Origin of the sequence: Amycolatopsis sp. GM8, assembly GCF_021653975.1 — a bacterium.
Lineage (GTDB): Bacteria > Actinomycetota > Actinomycetes > Mycobacteriales > Pseudonocardiaceae > Amycolatopsis_E.
Genome location: NZ_JAJKFK010000001.1, coordinates 1164263 through 1188083 on the forward strand (window position 1 = coordinate 1164263; position 23821 = coordinate 1188083).

Annotated in this window: 19 protein-coding genes; 9 read left to right on the plus strand and 10 right to left on the minus strand. The window is 68.7% G+C overall.

The window, feature by feature from the left end; translation table 11 throughout:
* Positions 1–1338: an anaerobic C4-dicarboxylate transporter family protein gene (locus LOZ83_RS05565; protein WP_236789091.1), complete on the minus strand. Its 1338-nt coding sequence runs from the start codon at positions 1336–1338 to the stop codon at positions 1–3.
* 129 nt (positions 1339–1467) lie between these two features.
* A complete protein-coding gene (locus LOZ83_RS05570) occupies positions 1468–2559 on the minus strand; it encodes a ScyD/ScyE family protein (RefSeq protein ID WP_236789092.1) in 1092 nt (363 codons plus the stop codon).
* 218 nt (positions 2560–2777) lie between these two features.
* Between LOZ83_RS05570 and LOZ83_RS05575 the strand changes: the two genes are divergently transcribed.
* The gene (locus LOZ83_RS05575) at positions 2778–4076 is read left to right on the plus strand and encodes a PP2C family protein-serine/threonine phosphatase (RefSeq protein WP_236789093.1); all 1299 of its coding nucleotides are present in this window, start codon (positions 2778–2780) and stop codon (positions 4074–4076) included.
* Here the strand turns inward: LOZ83_RS05575 and LOZ83_RS05580 are convergent.
* The 3 genes from LOZ83_RS05580 to LOZ83_RS05590 form a co-directional block, all read right to left on the minus strand.
* Positions 4045–4404 carry an STAS domain-containing protein gene (locus tag LOZ83_RS05580; RefSeq protein ID WP_236789094.1) on the minus strand — a complete coding sequence of 120 codons (360 nt, stop codon included), beginning with the start codon at positions 4402–4404 and terminating at the stop codon, positions 4045–4047. The two genes, LOZ83_RS05575 and LOZ83_RS05580, sit on opposite strands and share 32 nt — an antisense overlap.
* Before the next feature lie 93 nt (positions 4405–4497).
* Positions 4498–4752 carry a WhiB family transcriptional regulator gene (locus LOZ83_RS05585; RefSeq protein WP_236789095.1) on the minus strand — a complete coding sequence of 85 codons (255 nt, stop codon included), beginning with the start codon at positions 4750–4752 and terminating at the stop codon, positions 4498–4500.
* A 120-nt stretch (positions 4753–4872) separates the two neighbouring features.
* Positions 4873–5889 carry an epoxyqueuosine reductase gene (locus LOZ83_RS05590; protein ID WP_236789096.1) on the minus strand — a complete coding sequence of 339 codons (1017 nt, stop codon included), beginning with the start codon at positions 5887–5889 and terminating at the stop codon, positions 4873–4875.
* Positions 5890–5960: 71 nt separating this feature from the next.
* Here LOZ83_RS05590 and LOZ83_RS05595 point away from each other — a divergent pair, with 71 nt between their 5' ends.
* Entirely contained in the window at positions 5961–6401 is a 441-nt protein-coding gene (locus LOZ83_RS05595; protein ID WP_236789097.1) for a helix-turn-helix domain-containing protein, read from the plus strand.
* A 10-nt stretch (positions 6402–6411) separates the two neighbouring features.
* On the opposite strand, the gene LOZ83_RS05600 is transcribed toward LOZ83_RS05595, so the two are convergent.
* Positions 6412–7896, minus strand: a complete 1485-nt coding sequence (locus LOZ83_RS05600) for an NAD(P)/FAD-dependent oxidoreductase (RefSeq protein ID WP_308190187.1) — start codon at positions 7894–7896, stop codon at positions 6412–6414.
* A 69-nt stretch (positions 7897–7965) separates the two neighbouring features.
* On the opposite strand from LOZ83_RS05600, the gene LOZ83_RS05605 reads away from it, so the two are divergent.
* The 3 genes from LOZ83_RS05605 (at position 7966) to LOZ83_RS05615 (ending at position 10946) form a co-directional block, all read left to right on the plus strand.
* The gene (locus tag LOZ83_RS05605; protein ID WP_236789098.1) at positions 7966–8985 is read left to right on the plus strand and encodes an AraC family transcriptional regulator; all 1020 of its coding nucleotides are present in this window, start codon (positions 7966–7968) and stop codon (positions 8983–8985) included.
* Positions 8986–9117: 132 nt separating this feature from the next.
* On the plus strand, positions 9118–9279 hold the full coding sequence (locus LOZ83_RS05610) for a hypothetical protein (RefSeq protein WP_236789099.1): 162 nt from the start codon (positions 9118–9120) through the stop codon (positions 9277–9279).
* 80 nt (positions 9280–9359) lie between these two features.
* Positions 9360–10946 (plus strand): glycoside hydrolase family 13 protein, encoded by a 1587-nt coding sequence (locus LOZ83_RS05615; RefSeq protein WP_236789100.1) that lies wholly within the window; start codon positions 9360–9362, stop codon positions 10944–10946.
* Here the strand turns inward: LOZ83_RS05615 and LOZ83_RS05620 are convergent.
* A complete protein-coding gene (locus LOZ83_RS05620; protein ID WP_236789101.1) occupies positions 10943–12526 on the minus strand; it encodes a transposase in 1584 nt (527 codons plus the stop codon). The two genes, LOZ83_RS05615 and LOZ83_RS05620, sit on opposite strands and share 4 nt — an antisense overlap.
* A gap of 145 nt (positions 12527–12671) precedes the next feature.
* Here LOZ83_RS05620 and LOZ83_RS05625 point away from each other — a divergent pair, with 145 nt between their 5' ends.
* The gene (locus LOZ83_RS05625; RefSeq protein ID WP_255823086.1) at positions 12672–15260 is read left to right on the plus strand and encodes a bifunctional FO biosynthesis protein CofGH; all 2589 of its coding nucleotides are present in this window, start codon (positions 12672–12674) and stop codon (positions 15258–15260) included.
* A 187-nt stretch (positions 15261–15447) separates the two neighbouring features.
* On the opposite strand, the gene LOZ83_RS05630 is transcribed toward LOZ83_RS05625, so the two are convergent.
* Complete coding sequence (locus LOZ83_RS05630; protein WP_236789102.1) at positions 15448–15879, minus strand: VOC family protein; 432 nt, start codon at positions 15877–15879, stop codon at positions 15448–15450.
* A 227-nt stretch (positions 15880–16106) separates the two neighbouring features.
* Positions 16107–17276, minus strand: coding sequence for a kynureninase (locus LOZ83_RS05635; protein WP_236789103.1), 1170 nt, complete (start codon positions 17274–17276; stop codon positions 16107–16109).
* Positions 17277–17375: 99 nt separating this feature from the next.
* Between LOZ83_RS05635 and LOZ83_RS05640 the strand changes: the two genes are divergently transcribed.
* Entirely contained in the window at positions 17376–19205 is a 1830-nt protein-coding gene (locus LOZ83_RS05640; RefSeq protein WP_236789104.1) for a long-chain fatty acid--CoA ligase, read from the plus strand.
* Between the two features lie 145 nt (positions 19206–19350).
* On the opposite strand, the gene LOZ83_RS05645 is transcribed toward LOZ83_RS05640, so the two are convergent.
* The gene (locus LOZ83_RS05645; protein ID WP_236789105.1) at positions 19351–20265 is read right to left on the minus strand and encodes an SDR family NAD(P)-dependent oxidoreductase; all 915 of its coding nucleotides are present in this window, start codon (positions 20263–20265) and stop codon (positions 19351–19353) included.
* Between the two features lie 432 nt (positions 20266–20697).
* On the opposite strand from LOZ83_RS05645, the gene LOZ83_RS05650 reads away from it, so the two are divergent.
* Both LOZ83_RS05650 and LOZ83_RS05655 read left to right on the plus strand, forming a co-directional pair.
* Complete coding sequence (locus LOZ83_RS05650; RefSeq protein ID WP_236789457.1) at positions 20698–21891, plus strand: MFS transporter; 1194 nt, start codon at positions 20698–20700, stop codon at positions 21889–21891.
* Positions 21892–22517: 626 nt separating this feature from the next.
* Positions 22518–23771 (plus strand): diguanylate cyclase, encoded by a 1254-nt coding sequence (locus LOZ83_RS05655; RefSeq protein ID WP_236789458.1) that lies wholly within the window; start codon positions 22518–22520, stop codon positions 23769–23771.
* Positions 23772–23821: the final 50 nt, after the last annotated feature.

Genomic DNA, 23821 nt, shown 5'->3' on the forward strand with positions numbered 1-23821 from the left:
TCAGCCGATGAACTGCGAGAGCAACAGGCCTACGGCGACGCCCACCACGATGAACACCACCGTGGGCACCAGGAACGAGTGGTTGATGACGTACTTGCCGATCCTGGTCGTCCCGGTCTGGTCGAAGCCGACGGTGGCGATCTGGGAACCGTTGGCCGGCAACAGGTAGATCCCCATGGTCGCCGGCCACATGCCGACGATCGCCGCCGACGACAGCCCGATGCTGAGTCCAATGGGGACGATCGCGTTGGTGGCGCTGGACTGGCTGGTGGTGAGCATCGCGACCAGCGCGAGCGCGACAGCGAACAACAGCGGCGCCTGGCCGACCACACCGCCGAGCGAATGGGTGATCGCCTTGCTGTTGGCCGCGACGAACGTGTTGGCCAGCCAGGCGATGCCGAACAGCGCGATGGCGCCGACGATGCCCGCCGGGAACGTCGACTGCTTGGTGACCTCGCCGGCCTTGACCCGGCAGGCGAGGAACGTAACCGCGGCGACCAGGCCCATCACCATCTCGATGACCAGCGTGATGTCCACGCCGTGGCCGCTGCTGTTCTTGAGCGCCGGCAGGACTTTGGCCGCCAGCCCGGAAAACAGCCCGGCGGCGACAATGATCAGCACACCGGCCAGGAAGATCAGTGCCGAGGTGCGAGCCGCCGCGGGCAGCGGGGCGCTCAGATCGGTCTTCGCCGGCGGCGGCACCCGGCCCTCCGCGAGGCGCTTCTGGTATTCGAGGTCCTTCTCCAGCGGTTTGCCGATCTTCGTCATCACGAACGCGGCGACCAGCAGGCCCACCACGGACGCCGGCCACATGATCAGCAGGATCTTGCCGAGGGTGAACCCCTTCGGACCGAGGAGAGCCGTCATCGACGCGGTCGCGGCGGACACCGGGCTCGCCAGGATGCCGACCTGGGAGGCGACGGCGGACACCGCGAGCGCGCGTTCCGGGCGGATCTGCTGGCTATAGGAAACGTCGTAGATCACTGGCAACAGCGGATAGTAAATGTTCCCGGTACCCGCCCCGACGGTGAACAGAAAGGCCATGAACGGGGCGTAGTAGACGACCCGGTGCGGGTTCTTCGAGATGGCCTTCGCCGCCTGCCGCACCATCCAGTCGATGCCGCCGGCGGCTTGCATCACCGAGGCCGCCACGATCACCGCGGCGACGATCAGCACCGCCTCCACCGGCGGCGACCCGGGTTTCAACTGGAAGCCCACGACCAGCACGAGAGTGCCGACCAGACCCCAGACCCCCAGGCCGATCCCGCCGGTGCGCACCCCCATGAACAATGCCGCCGCGACCACCGCGGCTTCGAGGATGATCTTGACCGTTTCCATCCGGCCCAGTGCAGCAGCGGCACGACGGCGCCGCCACTTGAACACCCACAATGGGGGAATTCGGTTTTCTTTTCACGAAATACCGGGAAGAACGGTGCGGGCGGCCGCGCCACCCGCACCGTCGGTGATCTACAGCCGGATCTTCACGATGGTGCCCGCCGGTCCTGGGCAACCGCCGCAGTTCGAGACGTAGGCGTTGCCGTCCTTGATGGTCAAGCCGCCCGGGAGCGTGAGGTCGCGCGAAACGATCGCCGGTGCACCATGCTTGTCCACCCGCAGTAGCGCACCCGACGGGTCCGCGTCGGCGCCCAGTAACCCGTTGTGCGCGATCTCCAGCACATACAGTGTGCCGCGGTCGAACCCGATGTCGATGATGTTCGTGAACCCCTGCGCATAGACCTGCGGTGCGTGTCCTGGCACCACCCGCCACACCCTGGCCGCTCCCTGCTGGAACGGGAAGCCCGTCAGCTCACCGACGTAGAACGCGCCGTCGGGGCCGCGGACGACCGACGTCGGCACGGCCTGCATCGGGATCTGCGTGCCCGGTGGCAGGCCGAGGTCCGGCGGTGCGACGACCATCCGGTCCGGGAACCTGGCGATCGTCGTGATCTTGCCGTTGGACGCGACCCACAGCAGGTCGTTCCCGCCGGCGTCGGCCACCGCCTGGCCCCCGGGCAGCGCCGCGACCGAGTTCGGGTTCGTGTCGATCTGACCGCCGTCCGGGTTCGCCTTCACCTCGTAGCCCGAGATGTCCGAGGCCCGTTTCCCGTTGCGCAGCAACCAGCCGAGCTGCTGCCCCGCCGCCGGTAGCTGCGGCCGCAACGTCGCCGGGTTCCCGCCGAGCCCGACCGTCACGTACATGCCGCCCTCGCCCTGGAAGGAAACGTCGGACGGCCCGACCGCTTGCGCGCCGCCCGGGCCCGCCAGCGACGGCAGTCCGGTCAGCACGCGTTTCTGTCCGTGACCGATCCGCGTCACCGAGCCGGTCGTGCCGAAGCACACCTGCCCGCCTTCGGGTCCGGGCACGCACGGACCCGCGCCGCCGGTCCCGGCCTCCGCGACGTAGAGCGAGCCGTCCGGGGCGAAGGCCAGCCCCCTGGGCGCGTTCAGGCCGCTCGCAATCGTCGATTGACGCGGACCGCCGGCTTCGGCGACGGTCACCGGGATGAGCAATGCCGCGAACACGGTCACGGCAGTCACCAAGAGTCGGGTTGTCCGCATGGGCCCGTCCTTTCACGCCGTTTTGTCCCGGTTGTCGAAGACGAGCCGGTTCTCGAAAGCGTTACGGCCGGATTTCATCAGGGTGAAAGTCCGCGCTGGGCGGCAAATAACCGCGACGATCCCACGGTCCGTCATTTCTTCGCGAAGAGGTCCACTTTGGACAGTGAAAGGGTAGGCCCGGGTTGTGATCTAGCGCGGGGAGCCAATAGTGTTCCGCAATGGCCACCGAGCAGCTGACACCGGCCCCGGGCCAGGTCGAGGACACCGAGGACGCCCGGCTCGCCGCCGTGCGCCGCTATGACATCCTCGACACCCCACCCGATGGGGCGTTCGACCGGATCGCGCTGGTCGCGGCCCGGTTGCTCGGCACACCCATCGCCACGGTGTCCATAGTGGACACAGACCGGATCTGGTTCAAGGCCACCACCGGGCTCGCCGTCCGGCAGATCGGCCGCGACCCGGGGCTGTGCTCCACGGCCATCCTCGCCGATGTGCCCTACGTGGTACGGGACGCGCTCACCGACCCGCGCACGGTGGACAACCCGCTGATCCAGAGTGAGCTGGGCATCCGGTTCTACGCCGCGGCGCCGATCATCACCGCCGACGGGCACCGGCTGGGCACGGTCAACGTGCTCGACACGAAGCCACGCGGAACAGGGCCGGTCGACACGGCGACACTCGCGGACCTCGCGGCGGTCGTGATGGACGAGCTCGAGCTGCGGCTGTCCGCGCTGACGACCCTGCGCAAGGAGCGTGAGCTGCGGAAACGCAGTGAGCAGGACCGCGCCACGATCACCGCCATCGCCGCCACGCTGCGTCAGACGCTCCTGCCGCCGACGCTGCCGCGGGTGCCGGGCCTCGAACTGGCCTGCCACTACCACTCGGCGACCACGGGCGACGTGACCGGCGACTTCTACGACGTGCTGTCGCTCGGCGGTGGCCGGTGGGCGTTCTTCGTCGGCGACGTCGCCGGGCACGGCCCGCCCGCCGCGGCGGTCACCTCGCTGGTGCGCTACACCCTGCGGTCGGCCCTCTTCCGCGGGCTCGAACCCGCCGAAGCGCTCGCCGAGTTGAACGACGCCCTGCTCCGGGACGCGCACCTGCGGGAATGCTGCACACTGCTGGCCGGCGTCTTCACGGAGGACACCGCCGAAATCACGCTCGCCAGCGGCGGTCACTGCCCGGCGCTGTGGCTGCGCGACGACGTGACCCAGGTCTGGCCCGAGGGCGGGATGCTCGTCGGCGCGCTGCACGACGCCACTTTCGTCACCCGGAAACTGCGCCTGGAGCCCGGGCAGACGCTACTGCTGCACACCGACGGCCTGACCGAGGCCCGGCCGGGCGGAACGCCGTTCGGCGAGGACGGGCTGCTCGCCTTCCTCACCGAACGGAAACCGCTGGGCGCGCGGGAAACCGTCGCCGCGCTCATCGAGCTCATCGACGGCTTCGTCCCCGCGCCCACCGACGACGTGGCGCTGCTGGCACTCAGCCGGTCAGCGCGTCGTCCCGCGTTGTGAACACCGGGATCTCCTGATCCAGACCGGTCAGCTGCAGCGGCCGCGCCGTGGTGCTGCTCTGCGCGACGACCCGGAACTTGGTGCGCTCACCGGCTTCCCGGTACGCGACGACGAGCGCGCTCAACCCGGCGGAGCCCAGGAAGTCGACGCCACAGAGGTCGACGATCAGGGTGGCCGGCTGCTCGCGCACGGCACTCAGCAGGTGATCCTCGAACTCGGGGGCCGTCACCATGTCGATCTCACCGGAAACCGCGAGGACCGCCGCCTCGCCATGCTTCTCCACCGCGACGTGCACGGTCTGCCCGTTCGGGAGTTCGCCTGGACTCACCGCGCAAATATCTCACAGGTGAAGGGAGAACTCACCCTGCCCCGGGCAGCAGAAAGCCCGCTGCCCGAACCGGGTCAGCGGGCTTTCCTCGTCTCAGGCAGCCTCGGCACGCGTGCGGCGAAACAGTTTCCGTCGCTCGGTGTCCGTCGTGCCGCCGAAGATTCCGTGGTCCAGGCCGGCGTCCAGTGCGTACTGGAGACACTCGGCGCGGACCGGACAGCGTGCGCAGACGGCTTTCGCCTGCGCGACCTGCCGGGCTCCCGGCCCCATCTGGGACACGGGGAAGAACAGCTCGGGGTCCTCGTCCCGGCAGGCGGCCTGCTCCTGCCAGTCGCCCTGATATGACATTCGGTACCGCCTCCTCTCGTTGGCCAGGCATGGCTCGACCGCTTCGCGATCGGTGAGAATGCACGAGACGTGCGAACCATCCGGATGTCCAACGCGGGCCGATCCCGTTTTCTTCCCGGGTCAGCGGCCGACCACTTTCACGGTCTTCTTCGGGAAGCGGCGCTCGACGTGCTCCTTGGCCGCGGAACCGTCGTGCACGTAGATCGTTTCTTCCTTGTCCTGCAACGGCTGCAGCACCGTCCGCATGAACTGTTTGCGGTCTTCGAGATATGGCTCGAGCACGTCCTCGCCGGCCGGGCAGACCGCCATGCAGTAGGCCGCCTTGTAGTTCGCCTTGAACGACAGGCTCTGCCACATCGACGCGTTCTCGGACTCGGTCACGCGCGAACGGAAGTCGGCGGCGTCCGCGCTGTCGGCCACGGTGGCGACCCAGTCGGTGAAGCCCGACATGAACTCGCGGTAGTTGTGCGTGGCGCAGGCGCGCGCGTCGAACGCGCCGTCCTTGCCGATCGCGCCGACCGGGCACGCGGCGACGCACAGTTTGCATTCGAGGCACGGGTTGTAGTCCAGCGGCTCGCCGTGCTCGCTGACCTCGGCGTCGACGAGGAGGGTGGCCAGCAGGACGAAGTTGCCGAAGCGGGGATGGATCACGTTGCGGTGGATGCCCATCGCGCCGAGCCCGGCGGCGACCGCGACGGTCTTGTGCGCCACCACCCAGATCCGCCCGGGAAACCGGTCCATCTCCATCGGGAACGTGGCCGACGGGTTGATCACGCGGTGACCGGCGTCCTGCAGGGCGCGGGTGATGTCGTGGGCGGCCTCGTTGATGATCTCGCCACTGCGATGGAACTCCTGGTTCGCGACGCTGCGCGCGGGGCTGCGCACGTTGTCGCGGTTCATCCGGACGACGAGCGAGATCAGGCTGCGAGTGCCGGGCAGCGCCTCCTCGACGTACGGCCGTTCGCCGGCGAGATCGGGATGGTCGAGCGAGACGGCCGCGACATCGTCGGCACCCGCGGCGAGGCACAGCTCGCGCAGCCAGGCCGCGTCGATGGCACCGGGCTTCTCGGTCCTGCCGCGAGCGAGCATGTTGCGCACCGACGGGTGCCCGGCGATCTTCGACGGTAGCTCGGCCATGCGTCCTCCCCGGTAAGTTTGATTTTCCGACTTACCTTCTCACGTGCTAAGTTGGAATACAAGACGAGGAGATGGGGATGCCTGTACGGGAGTGCTCGATTGCCAACGCGCTCAGTGTCGTCGGCGAGCGCTGGACCCTGCTCGCACTCCGTGAGGTGATGCTCGGCCAGCGGCGGTTCGACCAGATAGCGGCGAACACCGGCGCGAGCCGGGACATCCTGGCGGCACGGCTGCGCAAGCTCGTCGACCACGGCGTGCTCGAGAAGGTGCGCTACGAGGAGCATCCGCCGCGCTACGAGTACGTGCCGACCGAGGCCGGCCGCGCGTTGCAGCCGATCCTGCAGGGGCTGATGCAGTGGGGTGACCGGTACGTCACCGAGGGTCCGGCGCCGACGGTGTGGGAGCACTCGTGTGGCGCCGAGCTGCATACGAAACCGGTGTGCGAGCACTGCGGCGGCCCGATCGACTCAGGACAGCTCACGCTCGTCCGCCTGGGCGGAGTCCCCCAGTAACCGACACGGGTCAGGCCGTCTTCGCGAGCCCGAGGTCTCGATAGGCCGAGAGGTCGACATTCTCCGTGCGGCGGTGATATTCCCACACGAGGCCCGGCCAGTTCGTGGAGATCCGGCCGCTCTCGTCGCGATACCAGCTCTGACAGGTCGTCCACACACTGGTGCGCAACCGGTCCTGCACCTCGTGGTCGAACTCGTCGGCAACCTCCCTGCGAACGTCCACACAGGACATTCGCCCGGCCGCCATCTCAGCCAGGATCTGCAGCACGTACCGGAACTGGTGCTCCATCATGTAGATGATCGAGTTGCCGCCGAGGTTGGTGTTAGGGCCGTAGATGACGAACATGTTGGGGAAGTCCGGCACGCTCATCCCCAGGTACGCGTGCGCGCCCTCGGCCCACTCGTCGGCCAGTTCGCGCCCGCCGAGGCCACGGATCCGCATCGGCGCCAGCATTTCCGACGCCTTGAAGCCGGTGCCGTAGATGATCACGTCAGCGTCGTGCACGCCGGACTCCGTGCGCACACCGCCCGGTGTGATACCGGTGATCCGGTCCGTCACGACGTCCACATTGGACTTCATGAGGGTCGGGAACCAGTTGTTGGAGAACAGCACGCGCTTGCAGCCGGGCCGGTAGTCCGGGATCAGCTTGGCGCGTAGTGCCTTGTCGCGCACCTGCAACCACAGCTGCGTCCGGAACGTCACCTCGACGATCTTGCCGAGCGCCTGCACCGAGGTCAGCGCCAAGGTCAGCACCTCACCGGCGGTCCAGATGCTCGCCCGCCCGGCCTGCTGGGTGAACGGCAGCGCCTTGAACATCCGGTGGTGCCAGCGCCGGTAGGTCCGGTCGGGCTTCGGGATCACGTACGGCGCGGACCGCTGGAAGACGGTCACCCGGGCGACCTCGGGCTGGATCTGCGGCACGAACTGGATCACGCTCCCGCCGGTGCCGATCACGGCGACCCGCTTGCCGGCCAGGTCGACGTCGTGCCGCCACCGGGCCGAGTGGAACGCCGGTCCGGCGAAGGTCTCGGCCCCCGGAATTTCCGGGATCGAGGGCCGCGACAGCTGGCCGACTGCGGGGATCAGCACGTCCACCTCGACCGTCTCGCCGTCGCTCGTCTCGACCCGCCACTTCCCGGTACCGGAGTCGAACTCGGCGCCGGTGACCTCGGTGTTGAGCCTGACCCGGTCCAGCACCCCGGCGTCCTTCGCGGTCTGACGAAGGTAGTCGAGGATGTCCGGCTGCCGCGAGTAGCGGCGTGGCCACGCCCGGTTGGGCGCGAACGAATACGAGTACAGCGGCGACGGGATGTCACAGCCCGCTCCGGGATAGGTGTTGTCCCGCCACACCCCGCCGATGTCCGAGCCCCGCTCGAATATCATGTAGTCGGTGAAGCCGGCCCGCTCGAGCATGATCGCCATGCCGAGGCCCCCGAACCCGGCGCCGATGATGGCGACCGACGGACGGTGCGGGGACGCCTTCAGCTCGTGCACAAAACAACGGTAAGCGTTTGGTCTGCGCGACCCAAGACAACAGCGGACAGCCGATCCATAATTTCGGCCATGATGCAGCTGGCCGAACCGGCCATCAGGCACTGGGACTTCCCGCGCGGAACGGGGAGCGTCCGCCTCCTCGCCCGGTTCGCGAACGAGTACGGAGTGGACGATGTGCTGGCCGGCAGCGGGCTGACCCCGAAGTTGCTGTACGATCCCACAACCGAGGTGGAGGCGCGCCAGGAGCTGCGCGTCGTGCGGAACCTCGCGGCGGCACTGCCCGACGCAGGGCTCACCCTCGGACGCGAGTACCGCGCCACCACATTCGGTATCTTCGGTTTCGCGTTCCTCAGTAGCCCCACCGTGCGCGACGCGGTCAATCTCGCGCTGCGCTATTTGGATCTCAGTTTCGCGTTCAGTATTCCGCGGGCGATATTGGTGGACGACCGGGTGCGAATGGAACTGGACGACACCGCGCTGCCCGACGATCTCGCCCGCTTCCTCGTCGAGCGCGACCTCGCGGCGATCTGCGGCTTGCTCGCCGAGCTGTTGCGGATCCCAGTTCCGTTGATATCACTTGATCTTCGCTATGCTCAACCATCCACTGTGGATGAGTACGAAGCATTCTTCGGGGTACGGCCCCGATTCGGCCAGGCGGCCAATGTCGGCACTTTCGACGCCACGTTCCTGGACACCCCGTTGCCGCTCGCGAACGCGCACGCCGTCGCCGTGTGTGAGGCGCAGTGCCGGGCGCTGGTCTCGCGGCGGCGCAGGCGGGTGGGCATCGCGCACGACGTGCGCGAGCGGCTGACCCGCTTCGGCGCGCTGACCGGCGGGATGCCGGCCGTCGCGCACGAGCTGGGCATGAGCACCCGGACCCTGCGGCGCAAGCTCGCCGAGTCCGGCACCAGCTACCGCGTGCTGCTGGACGAGGTGCGGGCGGCGCTCGCCGAGGAGATGCTGACGAGCGGCGCGCTGTCGATCGAGGACGTGGCGATCCGGCTCGGCTACGCGGAGGCGTCCAGCTTCATCCACGCGTTCAAACGCTGGAAGGGCACCACGCCGACCGAGTACGTCGGGCGTGTTTGACCTGTCGCGCACACTCCCATTCTGCGTAGACCCCCCGTAACAGCCGGTGTGCCCAACGCGACTACCAGGAGAAACAGGTTTCGGCGGCCAGTGTCGCGGGCATTCCGGCGTGGATCGGAATCGGGAGGAACGATGGCCAGACACCGCTTGGACGACAACGACAACGACGACAAATGGGGCGGCCCCGAGCTGGCTGAGAAGCAGGACCACCAGCCCCAGCGGCACCGCCGCGAACGCGACAAGGCGCAGTCGCTCGACGCGGACAGTGAGCGCACCCAGCCACCACCACGCTGAGGTAGCGCGCCCGGCACGTCATCGGGTGATCCGTACTGCTCCGGTTACGCTTGGTTCGTAGCCGATGGAAGGGGCAGCACGTGGCGGTCAGCACCCGATGGTGGCGCAGCGCGGCGATTTACCAGATCTACATCCGGAGCCTGACCGACGCGAGCGGGGACGGCGTCGGCGACCTCGCCGGCATCCGGTCCCGGCTGCCCTACCTGCGTGACCTCGGCGTGGACGCCGTATGGATCACCCCGTGGTACCCGTCGCCGATGGAAGACGGCGGATACGACGTCGCCGACTACCGCGATATCGACCCGCTCTTCGGCACGCTCGCCGAGGCCGAGACCCTGATCAGGGAAACGCACGAGCACGGCCTGCGGCTGATCATCGACCTCGTGCCCAACCACACCTCCACGCGGCATCGCTGGTTCCAGGAGGCGCTCGCCGCCGGCCCGGGCTCGGCGGCGCGCGAACGCTACATCTTCCGGCAGGGCAAGGAATCCGGCGCGCCACCGAACGACTGGAAGAGCGTGTTCGGCGGTCCGGCGTGGACCCAGGTGCCCGACGGCGAGTGGTACCTGCACCTGTTCGACGTGTCCCAGCCGGACCTGAACTGGGAACTGCCGCAGGTGCGCGCCGAGTTCGAGGACGTGATCCGGTTCTGGCTGGACCGCGGCGTCGACGGTTTCCGCATCGACGTGGCGCACGGCCTGATCAAACAGGCGGGGCTGCCCGACCTGGGCCTGACCGGCCACGAGCGCATCGGGGCGGCGGACCGCGTAGACCACCCGCATTGGGATCGCGACGGCGTGCACGAGATCTACCGGTCGTGGCGCAAGGTCATCGAACCCTATGGGGAGGACCGGATCTTCGTCGCCGAGGCCTGGGTGAGCACGCCCGAACGGCTCGCCCGGTACGTGCGCTCCGATGAGCTGCACAGCGCGTTCAACTTCGACTTTCTGCGCTGTGAATGGGATTCCGCCGCGCTGCGTAAGGTGATCGACACCAGTATCGGTGCGCTGCACGCGGTTGGCGCGCCCGCGACCTGGGTACTGTCCAATCACGACGTTGTCCGGCACGTAACCCGTTACGGGCGGGCGAATCCCGACGCGCCCGTGGACCTCGAAACCGGCCGGCGTCGCGCCCGCGCCGCGCTGCTGCTGATGCACGCGCTGCCCGGCGGCGTTTATCACTACCAGGGCGAGGAACTCGGCCTGGAGGAGGTCGAGGACCTGCCGGAAGAAGTGCTGCAGGACCCGACGTGGGAACGGTCCGGTCACACCGACCGCGGCCGCGACGGCTCCCGGGTTCCGTTGCCGTGGCAGGGAACCGAGCCGCCGTTCGGGTTCGGCCCGGACGGTTCATGGCTGCCGCAGCCGCCGCATTGGCGTGACCTCACGGTGGCAGCCCAGCAACGGGACGAGAACTCGATGCTTTCCTTGTACCGCACGGCTTTGCACCTGCGCCGGGAGCATCCCGCACTGGGCGAAGGCGAACTGTCCTGGTTGGACTCTCCCGAGGACGTGCTGCTGTTCCGCCGGGAGCCGGGACTGGTGTGTGCGGTCAACCTCTCCCGCACGCCGTTCCCGTTGCCACCGCACGAGCGGGTCGTACTGGCGAGCGAACCGATGCCGGACGGCAAGCTCCTGACCGACACCGCGGTCTGGCTGGAGGTTTAGGGCGCGTACGCACCGAGCCCGAACAGCTCGAACAACTGCTGTTGGGTGGCGTCGCGCGCGGTGAGAATGCGGCGGGTGCGCGGGCGGCCGCCGGTGGACGGGTAGCGCAGCACGGTCTCGCCGATGCCCGAAAGCTGGTCGAGCAGCTCGCGCACGGACAGGTCGAGCCCGGCGCGGTCCGCCTCGCGGCGCATCAGGTGGGTGACCGCCGTCGCGAGCGCGCTGACCAGTGAATGCACCGCGATCCGGTGCTCGTTCCAGTCCCAGCGCGGCGCGGGCGCGGACACGAACGAGCCGTTGAGCATGCGGAACGTCGAGTCGAGGTGGTACCGCGCCCGGTACGCGGCGACGACCTCGGCGACCGGCCAGTCGTCGTGGTCGGTGACCAGCAGCTGCTTGCCGAAGAACTCCTCGTCGACCCGCCCGCGCGCGGCCTCGTCGATGCGGTACTCCAGCCGCAGCTCCCCCGGCCGCGTGCCGGTCAGCCGCGCGCTCAGCACCCGGTCCACCCAGCGCACCCGGGTGATCCGGGCGATATCGGTGAGCAGCTGGTCCCTCGGCCGCCGGTTCGAGCCGGCGGCGAGCGCCAGCGCGAGGCCGTCGAGCTGCCGGGTCGCGCTGCTCAGCGCCTGCGCGAAGCTCCGGGCCTGCGCCGCGTGCAGCCGCGCCGAGTGCGTCAGCACCACACGCCGGCTCGCGCCGAAGACGGTGGTCCGGCTGTCGAGCGCGGTCACGCCCGGATACCGGTCCTGGTCGACCGGTCGCCGGCTCGCCGCGGGGCGGGTCAGCAGGTCCGGGAAGTCTCCAAGCGGCAGGGCGCCGACGAAATGCAGCCCCGAATCCAGATCGAGCTGCGCGTGCTGACCGGTGTCGAACACGACCGTCACCTCACCGGGACGGCGCGCACCCAGCCGGTCCACCGCGACACCGAAGGGCTCGACGCCCGGCCCGCCGCGTTGATACACCCGGGACACCAGCGGGATCGCGCCGTCACGGGTGACGATCGCGCTCAGCCCGGCGAGGGTCGCGTCGGCGGTGTCCGATTCCGCGTAGGTCGCGAAGTTCGGCACATCCACCGCGAGGGTGGTCGGATCGGGCAGATCGATGCGCGCGGAGACGGCGTCTTCGATACGTTCCAGATGTGCTTGGGGCAGCCTCGCGGTGACCCGCCAGAACTCCTCGTCGGTGACCGCGTCCGCGGCGAGGCGTGGCCGGACGAAACGCGCCGCGGCGGCACTTTTCCACCATTCCGCCAGCGGTGTGCACTCGGCTGTGGCGCGGTGCAGCACGGCGAGCGTGAGGTAGGTCGCGACTTTCACGCGGCGCGGACCGACGACTTCTTCGATCGCGCGACGCACCTGGAGTCGCTCCAGGGTCGACCACACCGCGGCGACATCACCGAACGCCAGATGTCGCGTGGATTCGGGCATACCGGCGGCACCATCGAGTGCCGCGGCCAGGTCCTCGGCCGCGCCGAGATAGCGCTGCGACACGATCTTGGGCGAGCCGTCCACCCGTTCGGACTCCACCAAGTAGTAGTAGGTCCGCCCGTTGATCCGCTTGCCGACCACCGACGCCACACTTTAGGTAATACCGCCCGCCGGCCGCCGTGGCAACGAAAGCAAGGTCACTGAGCTGCGGAAACCCGGTAAGCTCCCACCCGGGCCGCGGGGACCACCTGCGCGGTCGTGGAGAAGGTTCGCGGTGCGGACTTACGTTGGCCGTATGGCATCAGCTGAACCGCAGGACCGTCCGACCGCTTCCGCGATGCGCCGCGCGCTGGCGCGTGCGCGCGACGGGAAGACGCTGGACATCGCCGAAGCGACCGTGCTGCTGCATGCCCGCGACGAGGACCTCGCCGCACTGTCCGACCACGCCGCACGCATCCGCGACGCCGGGCTCGCGGCGGTCGGGCGCGAAGGCGTGATCACCTACAGCCGCAAGGTGTTCATCCCGCTCACCCGGCTGTGCCGGGACCGGTGCGGCTACTGCACGTTCGCGACCGTGCCGGGCAAAGTGGACGCTCCGTTCCTGTCCCCCGACGAGGTGCTGAAGATCGCCCGCGAGGGTGCGGCGATGGGCTGCAAGGAAGCGCTGTTCACGCTCGGCGACCGGCCCGAGGACCGTTGGACGGCCGCCCGCGAGTGGCTCGACGCGCACGGTTACGACGACACGCTGTCCTACGTGCGCGCCATGGCGATCCTCGTGCTGGAGGAGACCGGGCTGCTGCCGCACCTCAACCCGGGCGTGCTGAGCTGGCAGGACCTGCAGCGGCTCAAGCCGGTGGCGCCGTCGATGGGCATGATGCTGGAGACCACCGCGACCCGGCTGTGGAGCGAACGCGGCGGGCCGCACTACGGGTCGCCGGACAAGGATCCGGCGGTGCGGCTGCGCGTGCTCGACGACGCGGGGCGGCATTCGGTGCCGTTCACGACCGGGATCCTGATCGGTATCGGCGAGAACTACGAGGAGCGCGCGGACTCGCTGTTCGCGATCCGCAAGGCGGCGCGGGCCTACGGCGGCATCCAGGAAGTCATCGTGCAGAACTTCCGCGCGAAGCCGGATACGAAGATGCGCGCCACGCCGGACGCCGACCTGCAGGAGCTGGCGGCGACGATCGCGGTGGCGCGGCTCGTACTCGGCCCGAAGATGCGGATCCAGGCGCCGCCGAACCTGATCGGCGCCCAGTACGACCTGATGGTGCGCGCGGGCATCGACGACTGGGGCGGGGTCTCGCCGCTGACGCCGGATCACGTGAACCCGGAGCGTGCGTGGCCGCAGATCGACGAGCTGGCAAGGCAAACCGCCGCCGCCGGGTACGAGCTGCGCGAGCGGCTGACGATCTATCCCGAGTACGTCCTCGCCGGCGAGCCGTGGCTCGACCCGCGGGTAGCCGGGCACGTCGCCGCGCTGGCCGACCCGTCGACGGGGCTGGCACTCGACGTGAAGCCGACCGGAAAGCCGTGGCAGGAGCCGGAAGGCGGCTGGCAGCAGCAGGGCCGGACCGAGCTGCACGTCGAGGTGGACACCGTCGGGCGCACCGGCGACCGGCGCAGCGACTTCGATTCTGTGTACGGCGACTGGAACGAGCTCGCGGCGAAGGTTCCGACGGCACCGGCCCGGATGGACACCGACATCGCGGCGGCCTTGCGGCGCGCGGAAAAGGATCCGGCCGGACTGTCCGATGAGGACGCTCTGGCGCTGCTGCACGCGGACGGCGCCGAGCTCGACGCGCTTTCCGCGTTGGCCGACGGGCTGCGCCGCGACGCGGTCGGCGATGACGTGACCTTCGTGGTGACGCGGAACATCAACTTCACGAACGTCTGCTACACCGGTTGCCGGTTCTGCGCGTTCGCCCAGCGCCGCACGGACGCCGACGCGTACACGCTTTCGCTGTCGCAGGTCGGTGACCGGGTGGACCAGGCGTGGGAGGCCGGCGCGACGGAAATCTGCATGCAGGGCGGGATCCACCCGGACATGCCCGGCACGGCGTACTTCGATCTCGCGGCCGAGGTCAAGCGCCGGCAGCCGGAAATCCACCTGCACTCCTACAGCCCGATGGAGGTCGTGAACGGCGCGTCACGGACGAACCTGTCCATTCGCGACTGGCTCATGCGCGCGCACGAGTCCGGTGTGGACTCACTGCCGGGCACGGCGGCGGAGATCCTCGACGACGATGTCCGGTGGGTGCTCACGAAGGGCAAGCTGCCGACGTCGAGCTGGGTCGAGGTGGTCACCACCGCGCATTCGCTGGGCATCCCGACGACGTCGACGATGATGTACGGGCATGTGGACACCCCCGCGCACTGGGTCGGCCACCTCAAGCTGATCGCGCGGCTGCAGCGGGAGTCGTTGGAGCGCAACGGAAGGCGCGGGTTCACGGAGTTCGTGCTACTGCCGTTCATCCACCAGAACGCGCCGATCTACCTGGCCGGGCTGGCGCGGCCAGGGACGACGGTGCGGGAGAACCGCGCGGTGCACGCGCTGGCGCGGATCCTACTGCACGGGCTGATCGACAACATCCAGTGCTCGTGGGTGAAGCTCGGCGAGGACACCTGCCGCGCGGTGCTGCAAGGCGGCGTGAACGACCTCGGCGGCACGCTCATGGAGGAGACGATCAGCCGCATGGCCGGCGCGAACAACGGCTCGTACAAGACGATCAGCTCGCTGGAGTCGATGGTCGAGCCGCTGGGCCGCCCGCTCGTGCAGCGCACGACGTCCTACGGCCGGCCGAGCGCGGAGCGCATCGCGGCGGCCCGGCTGAGCGACGGCGTGGCGCAGGCGGTGCGGAACCCGCTGCCGATCGTCAGCTGAGCCGCGCCCGGCAAGTGCAGCCGCGCCCGACAGCTGAGCCGCGCCTGGCAGCTGAGCGGCGCCCGGCAGGCGCAGCCACGCCCGGCAAGCGCAGCCACGCCCGACAGCTGAGCCGCGCCCGATAGGTGCAGCAGCGCATGACAGGTGGAGCCGCGCGCGGCCGGCAGGAGAATTACGCGGAGCGTGATCAGCCGAGCGAAACGGTGCCGTCCTCGCCGATGTGCCAGCCGGGATTGTGGGCGATCTCCCAGATGAGGCCGTTCGGGTCGCGCACGTGGGCGTGGAAGATCCCGCCGAACGCGCCGGGCTGCGGTTTCTTCAGCACCGTTCCGCCGGCGGATTCCATACTGTCCACAATCGACCGGACCTCGTCCTGGCTGTCGACGTTGTGCGACAGGGTCACGCCGGAGACGGTGGACCGGTCGGCGCCGTCGGCGAGGTCCTCGTTGAACTTCGCCGCGTCGAACAGGCCGAACACCATACCTGGTGCGACCTGGAAGAAGATGATCTCGCCGGGTACGTCGAGCAGCGGCCGCCAGCCGAGCGCGTCCGCGTAGAACCGGCGCCCGGCGTCGAGGTCCGCGGTCGCGAAAGTGATGAAGTGCAGGTTCTGTCGCATGGTTCCCCTTTCGTCGTCGATCACGCTAGAGAGCCGGGGCGCCACCGGGCTTGAACGAACCGGACACGGCTGGCCGGGGACTACCGAAGGTGAAGGCAACAACAGGGTCCTTCGGCCCTGGTCCGGGTACGGCCGATCAGGGAGGGTGAACGACATCAGGAATTTCTCGGTCACGCCGGTCGCAGTGCATCGGGAAAGGCCGGGGCGGCGACTCCCACACCTCCCCGCTACCCCGGCCATCCTGAGAGAAACGCAGCAGCGCGAAGCACATCCACGTAGCGCACGTACAGCGCCGCCAGCCCGAACCGCAGCACGTCGGGCGGCCGGAAGTCGCCGATGATGCCGGACTCGCTCATCGCCGCCATGACGCGTTTCGCGTCCGGCCAGCGAATCGAGAGCTGGTTACCCCGCCGATGATCCCGCGGTGACAACACCTCCGCGCCGGGCACCTGTTCGTCCAGGCAGCGTAGGAAGAAGTCGCCCAGCGCCAACGCCTTGGCCCGCACCTGCTCGACGATCACGTCCGCCCACACGTCGAGCGCGGCGTCCAGCGCGAGCATCGACAGGATGTCCGGCGTCCCCGTCCGGGCGCGGCTGATCCCCGGCCCGCCCGCGTAGGCCTCGGTCATGCCGAACGGGTCGGCGTGCCCGGCCCACCCGCTCAGCGGCTGGTCGAACCGCTCCTGCCAGCGCACCGGCACGTACAGGAAAGCCGGCGCGCCCGGGCCGCCGTTGAGGAACTTGTATGTGCAGCCAACGGCGAGGTCCACCCCGGCGGCGTCCAGCTCCATCGGGATCGCACCGACGCTGTGGCACAGGTCCCAGACCGCCAGCGCACCCGCCTCGTGCAGGCGCCCGGTGAGCGAGGGCAGGTCGTGCACCAGACCCGACCGGTAGTCGACGTGATTGATCAGGGCGGCCGCCGTCTGCTCCGACATCGCCGCCGGCATTTCCTCCGGCACGACCCGGCGAATCTCGTGCCCGGTCAGCCGCGCCGCGCTCTCGGCGACGTACCCGTCGGTCGGGAACGTCGTGGCGTCCACCAGGATCTCAGGCCGGCCCGAGTTCAGCCGCACCGCCGCGACCAGCGCCTTGAACACGTTGACACTCGTCGAGTCACCCACCACGACCTGGCCCGCGGCGGCGCCGACCAGCGGCGCGATCCGATCGCCGACCCGCTCGGGCGCCTGCCACCAGCCCTCGTCCCAGGACCGGATCAGCCGGCCCGCCCACTGTTTCCGCACGACCTCGTCGAGCCGCGCGGCCACCGACCGTGGCGGCGCGCCGAGCGAGTTCCCGTCCAGATAGGACACCTGCGGGTCGAGATCGAACTCGGCGCGCTTGCCCGCCAGCGGGTCGCCGGCGTCCAGCTCGGTCGCAACCTGCGACAACGACATAGTTTCCCTTCCGTAGGCCAGGCCCTATCGCCCTGTGTCCTGGCTCACTTAGAGTATGTGCGGTCCGCTGGGGGCAGCCGGGCTTACAGGAGGCCAAAGGTGACCACCGATACGTCCGTCGCACAGCGCGTCGAGGGCCAGACCATTGTCAAGCTGCTGCGTCGCAACGCCGAAGAGTACGGCGACCGGGCTGCGCTGACCTCACTCGACGCCGAGGGCGAACCGACCCTGACCTGGGCCGAGGTGCGGCACGAGGTGGCCGTACGTTCCCGTGGGCTCGCCGACCTCGGGCTCCAGCGCGGCGACCGGATGCTGATCATGGCACCGAGTTCACCCGAGCACCTGCTCGTCGATCTGGCCGCCGTGCACCTGGCTGCCATCCCCTGCACCGCCTACGCGACACTCAGCCCGGACCAGATCCGTTACGTCGCAAGGCACAGCGCCGCGCCGGTGGTCGTGCTGCAGGGTCTGGAGGAGCTCAAGCGCTGGGAGCAGGTGCTCGACGACCTGCCGAAGCTCCGGCACGTCGTGATGATCGACAGCGATGCGATGCCGCCCGGCGACGACCGGTTCGTCAGCCTGGCCGAGCTCCGGCGGCGGGGCACGGAGCTGCACGAAGCCGACCCCGAGGTGTTCGAGCGGGTGCAGGCCGAGATCAAGCCGTCCGACCCGCTGTCGATGATCTACACCTCGGGCACCACGGGCGAGCCGAAAGGCGTGGTGCTCACCCACGCCAACGCCGTGCACGAGTCGTATGCGATGCAGGCACGACACGGCATGCCGTTGCACGTGGCGAACATCGCCTATCTGCCGCTCGCCCACATCGCCGAGCGGGAACTGGCGATCTACCTGCCGATCACGGTCGCCGGGCACGTGCACACGCTCGCCGACCCGACCGCCGTCGTGTCCGCGCTCGGCCGCGTACACCCGCAAGGCTTCTTCGGCGTGCCGCGGGTGTGGGAAAAGCTGGTGGCAGGCCTGAAGAACATGCTCGCGAACGCGCCGGAGGACAGGCGTACCGCGCTGACCCAGGCGAACGAACTCCTGCAGCAGGGGTACAAGTTGCGGGACGCCGGCGAACCGGTGCCGCCGGAGCTCGCGGAGAAGATCGCCGAGACCGACCACACGGTGCTCGCCCCGATCCGCCAGCTGCTCGGCATGGACCGGCTGCTCTTCTGCTCCAGCGGCGCGGCCGCGCTGCCGCTCGAGGTGCTGTACTTCCTGGCCGGCCTTGGCGTCGAGATCCATGAGGTGTGGGGGCTCTCGGAGACCACCGGCGCCGTGACCGCCAACAGCGCCGAGGCTTTCCGCGCGGGCAGCGTCGGCCGTCCGATCGCCGGCATGGAGGTGAAGGTGGCCGAAGACGGCGAGCTGCTCGTGCGCGGACCGCTGGTGTTCCTCGGCTACCTGCGGGAGGACGGGTCGATCGAGTCCGCGCTGGACGACGAAGGCTGGTACGCGACCGGCGACATCGGCGAGATCGACGCGGACGGGTTCGTCAAGATCACCGACCGCAAGAAGGAACTGATCATCACCTCCGGCGGCAAGAACATCGCGCCGTCCCGGATCGAATCGCTGCTCAAGGAGAACCAGCTGGTCGGCCAGGCCGTCGCGATCGGCAACGACAAGCCCTACGTGACCGCGCTGATCGTGCTCGACGACGAATTCCTGCCCGGCTGGGCCCAGGCCCGCGGCATCGAGTTCACCGACGTGGCGACGCTCGCAGCGCATCCGGCGGTGCGCGAGGAGATCGAGCACGCGGTGGATGCGGCCAACAGCAAACTGGCGCGGGTCGAACAGGTCAAGCGCTACCAGCTGATCACGAAGACGTGGACGCCGGAATCGGGCGAGGTGACGCCGACGCTGAAGCTCAAGCGCCGCATCATCAACGAACGCTACGCGACGCAGATCGCGGATCTCTACAGCTGACCGCGGGTGGCCGGTTCCCCATCGGGAGACCCGGCCACCCGGCTTGTGCGGGAACGGAACATTCACCACTTCATCGTGATGAACTCGTCACGAAGAAGTACAGGACAAAATCGTCGCCTGTGGATAACTGGACTTATCCACAGGGTCAGGCGCTGCGCAGCGGGGTCGAGCTCGTCTCCGTCCATTTACGCAACCGGGGCGGCACCCGCTTTTCGAGTCCGTAAGGCTCCAGGTGCGCGCTGAACACCTCGTCGAAAGCCCGCCGGACCGTCTCGGTGTCCCAGGTCTGCCGCTCGAGAATCGGCTGTTTCAGGTACGGCTGGCCGAGGATGTGCAGCTGTGGCCCATTGCAGCGGACGAGCTGCCCGGTGATGCCCTCGGCGTCGTCGGACAACAGGAACAGCACGAGCGGCGCGATCCGCGAAGGCGTCCGGTCGGGCGGGCAGTTCCGCAGCGAACGTTCCGACTTCCAGACCATTCGGGTGTGGGCCAGCGGGCACACCGCGTTCACCCGGATGCCGACGTCCTCCAGGTCCAATGCCCACGAATAGGTGAGCGAGGCCACAGCACCCTTGCTCGCCGAGTACACCCCGAGCTTGCGCTGCCCGAGCGAAGCACCCGAGGAGATGTTCACGATCGCGCCGCCGCTGCCCTGCGCGACCATCGCCTTGATCGCCGCGATCCCGGTGAACATCACCCCCAGCACGTTGACTTCGACCAGTTCGCGGATCTGGTCGGGCTCCTCCTGCCAGGGAAGTGCCTCGTAGTTGAGGCCCGCGTTGTTCACCAGGCGATCGATCGAGCCGAACTCGTCGATACACAGCTGGACCAGTTCCTGTGCCTGGGCTGGATCGGTCACGGTGTGCCCGCTCGCCACCGCCGTCCCGCCGTGCTCGCGGATGTTGGCCGCGGTCCGCTCGGCCAGCTCCTCGTCGATGTCGTTGGCGACCACCCGGGCGCCGGCCTGTGCGAGATGCACCGCGAACGCCTCGCCGAGCCCACGACCCGCACCCGTCACCACCACCGCGCGTTCCCGCAAACCCGCTAGCTGCATGTTCATCGTCCTCACTCCCCAACTGGCCAGCCCCGACGCAGCCCGGTAGCGGCTCCCACTGGCCTTGCGATCAGTCTTCGCCTGATCGACACGAGTGCCACACGGGCGACGACGAACGGTCAGCAGATTGCGCTGAACGAGTGATGAGTGACCAGTGGGGCATACCTCCGGGGCAGTAAACCGCACCTACGGTGTGCGCCGTTCGTCGTAATCCGAAGGTCGGTGTTTAGACCCGGTTGGGGCCAAACCCGCGCTACCGTCGTCCAGTGACTGTTCGCCTCCGCGCTGTAAGCGGCATACTGGCTGTTGTCTCTCCTGCCGCTTGGGTGAGTGCCCGTTTCCGGCACCCCACGGCGGACGACACAATGCGTGGGCGTGCAGGCGTTCACCCGAAAGGGGGGAGCTAGGAAGATGGTGAGGACTCAGGCCCGGCCGCGCATGCGCACGGTCTTGGCCAACGGTGAGTTCCGCACCGTCTGGCTCGCCGAAGCCCAGTCCACCATCGGTGACCAGCTCACGACCGTCGCGCTCGCACTGCTGGTCTATCACCGCACGGGCTCGGCACTGCTCTCCGCGATCGCGTACGCGCTGACCTTCCTGCCCGCGCTGGCCGGTGGCCTCGGCCTGGCGCAACTCGCCGACCGCTTCCCGCGCCGGGCGGTGCTGACCGCCTCGGCGGCCGTGCAGGCAGTCCTGGTCGGGGTGATGGCGATTCCCGGCATGCCGCTGGTGCCGCTGTGCGTGCTCGTCGTGCTCGCGCGGCTCGCCGGCGCGCCCTCCAACGCCGCGCAGAACGCGCTGACCAGGGAGATCTTCACCGACGACGAGCTGTACCTGCGCAGCCAGGACATCCGTGGCATCACCACGAACACCGCGATGCTGTTCGGCCTGGCCGGCGGCGGCTTCCTCGTCACGGCGGCCGGCACCACGACGGCGCTGGCCATCGACGCCGCGACCTTCGCGCTCAGTGCCATCGCGCTGCATCAGTGGGTCGGCGAACGCCCCGCGGCGGACGACGGCAACGGCAGCTGGTTCGGCGCGATCCGCTGGGTCGCCGGCCAGCATCGGTTGCGGGTGCTGCTGGGCCTGTCCTGGCTGGTCGGCCTCGCGGTCATCCCCGAAGGGCTGGTCGCGCCGCTGGCGCAGGAGATCGGCGCACCGGACCAGGCGGTCGGCTGGCTGCTCGCGGCGGACCCGCTCGGCTTCGTCCTCGGCGTGTTCCTGATGTCCCGCTACGTCTCGGCCGAGGCGCGGAAACGGGTGCTCGGTGTGCTCGCGATCGTGCCGACGGCCTTCCTGCTCGTGTTCTCGGTGGAGCCGGGCCTCGTGCTGTCCCTGGTGGTGCTCGCGGCCGCTGGTGGGGCCGGCGCGTACATCGTCACGGTGGGCGCTTCGTTCATCACGTGGGTGCCCAACGAACTGAGGGGCGGAGCGGGCGGTTTGTACCGCACCGGGCTCCGGGTTGCCCAGGGCGTGGGTGTCGCGGTGGGCGGTGCTTTGGCGCAGTGGCTCGGTTCGGCCACCACGGCTATCACGATCGCGGGTGCGGCAGGTGTCGTACTCGGCATTCCCCTCGCGGTGTCGTGGGCCCGCCTGCAGCGTGGCGAGACCGGAACAGCCGGTGTGTTATGAGCGGTCAGGTTGCCGACGGTCATCAGAAGTCACGGTTCGACACGAGCGGTCACCTCCAGTTTTTGCCGATGAAACAAACGCGAAGCAAGTTGTCGCCGGTTCAGAAGTCACGGTTCGACACGAAGAACACCTCTCCCACAGCAGCGAAAAGAACAAGATTTTCAGGTCCAGCGATCAGAAGTCACGGTTCGCCACGGCAGGCCACCTCCATACCCCACGCACACAAACAATCACGTACAACACCCACACCATCAGAAGTCGCGGTTGGACAAGAAGAACACCTCCGATCGGTGCTCGCCGGGCGCGGAAGCACCACAGTGGACGAGGTTCTCGTCTCCCGTGGTGAGTCGTATGCGGTGGGATGATACCTGTTGAACGAAAGTACCCGGCGTCCTTCCGGGCACAGCAAAGTTACCTCGCCACCACGGGGTCCGTCGAGAGAAGGTGATCTGGTGCCAGCAGTGCCCTCGCGCCCCGGATCACCGACGCTCCCCGACCGCTCCGGGATACCTCCGGGTCAGGGGCGGGCGGCCGCGGCGGGCAATGGCACCGGCGAGCACCCCGCGCCGGACACGTCGAGTGATTCCGCGAATACTCGGCGCTCGTACAAACCGCAATATTGGGCGTTGTGGCGGCGGCCCAAACCATTCATCGCATTCCTCGTCGTGGCCGAGCTCGCCGCCATTGCGTGGTTCGTCCACGAATTCCTGGATACCCCGGCGCCCACGCATCTCGATTTGTTGCGCTTCGCGATTCTGACGGCCGGCGCGACGGTGCACATCCAGATGACCCGACGGCAGGAAGAACGTCGGAGAAATCGTGTTCGCACGGTACTGATCGACCTCACCGCGGTGTGGGTCTTTCCCGCCGCGATTATTCTTCCGGCGACGCTGACGATCGCCCTGGTGCTGCTGATTCGCATCCAGCACTGGTTCGTCGCCCGGCGCCCGGCGCACAACTTCGTCTTTTCGTCGATCACCCATATGCTCGCGGCGACGGTGGCCCATCAGGTCTATCTGACGCTGGGCGGAGCGCACTGGGGTTCGCTCACGGTGGTCGACTCGTTCGGCGAGTTCGGGAAGCTCGTCCTCGTCGGGCTGGTCTACGAAGCCGTGCAGGTCCTCTACGTCGGCAGCATCCTGAGCCTCGCCGCGGCCAAGCCGACCATCCGCAGCGTGCTGGGCAGCAAGGCAGACAACCTGCTCGAGGCGATCACCATCGGCCTCGGCGCGGTGACCGCGATCCTGCTGGTCATCCTGCCCCCGGCGGTCGCGATCATGGCCGTGGTGACCGTGGTGTTCAACCGGCTCGCCGAACTGGACCAGCTACAGGACGACGTGCGTACTGATCCGAAGACCCAGGTCTACAACATGCGCGGCTGGACGGAGTCGGCCGAGCGGGCGCTGGCGCGAGCCGCGAAGTCGGAAGACAACCTCGGCATCCTGATGATCGACCTCGACTTCTTCAAGTGGATCAACGACACCTACGGCCATCCCGCCGGGGACGACATGCTGCGCAACCTGGCCCAGCTGCTGGACGAGGTGACGCGCCCCAGCGACGTGGTGGGCCGGTTCGGCGGCGAGGAGTTCCTGGTGCTGCTGCCCGACACCGACCAGGCCGCGGCGGCCGGTGCCGCCGAGCGCATCCGGTCCGCGGTCGCGGAACTGCGCATCGTGACGACCGACAAGCGCGGCGACCAGATCACGGTGTCGGAGCGGACGGCGTCCATCGGCGTCGCGGTGTTCCCCGATCACGGCGACTCGATCGAGAAGCTCATGCAGGCCGCCGACGCCGCCGTGTACGAGGCGAAGGAGGGCGGCCGCAACCAGGTCCGGCTGGCCGAGCACCGGCCCCACCAGGACGCGGAGACGACCCACTAGGGTGGCCGCCGATCCCGGGGGTTTTCCCGGTGTTCGTTCGCCGTTGACCC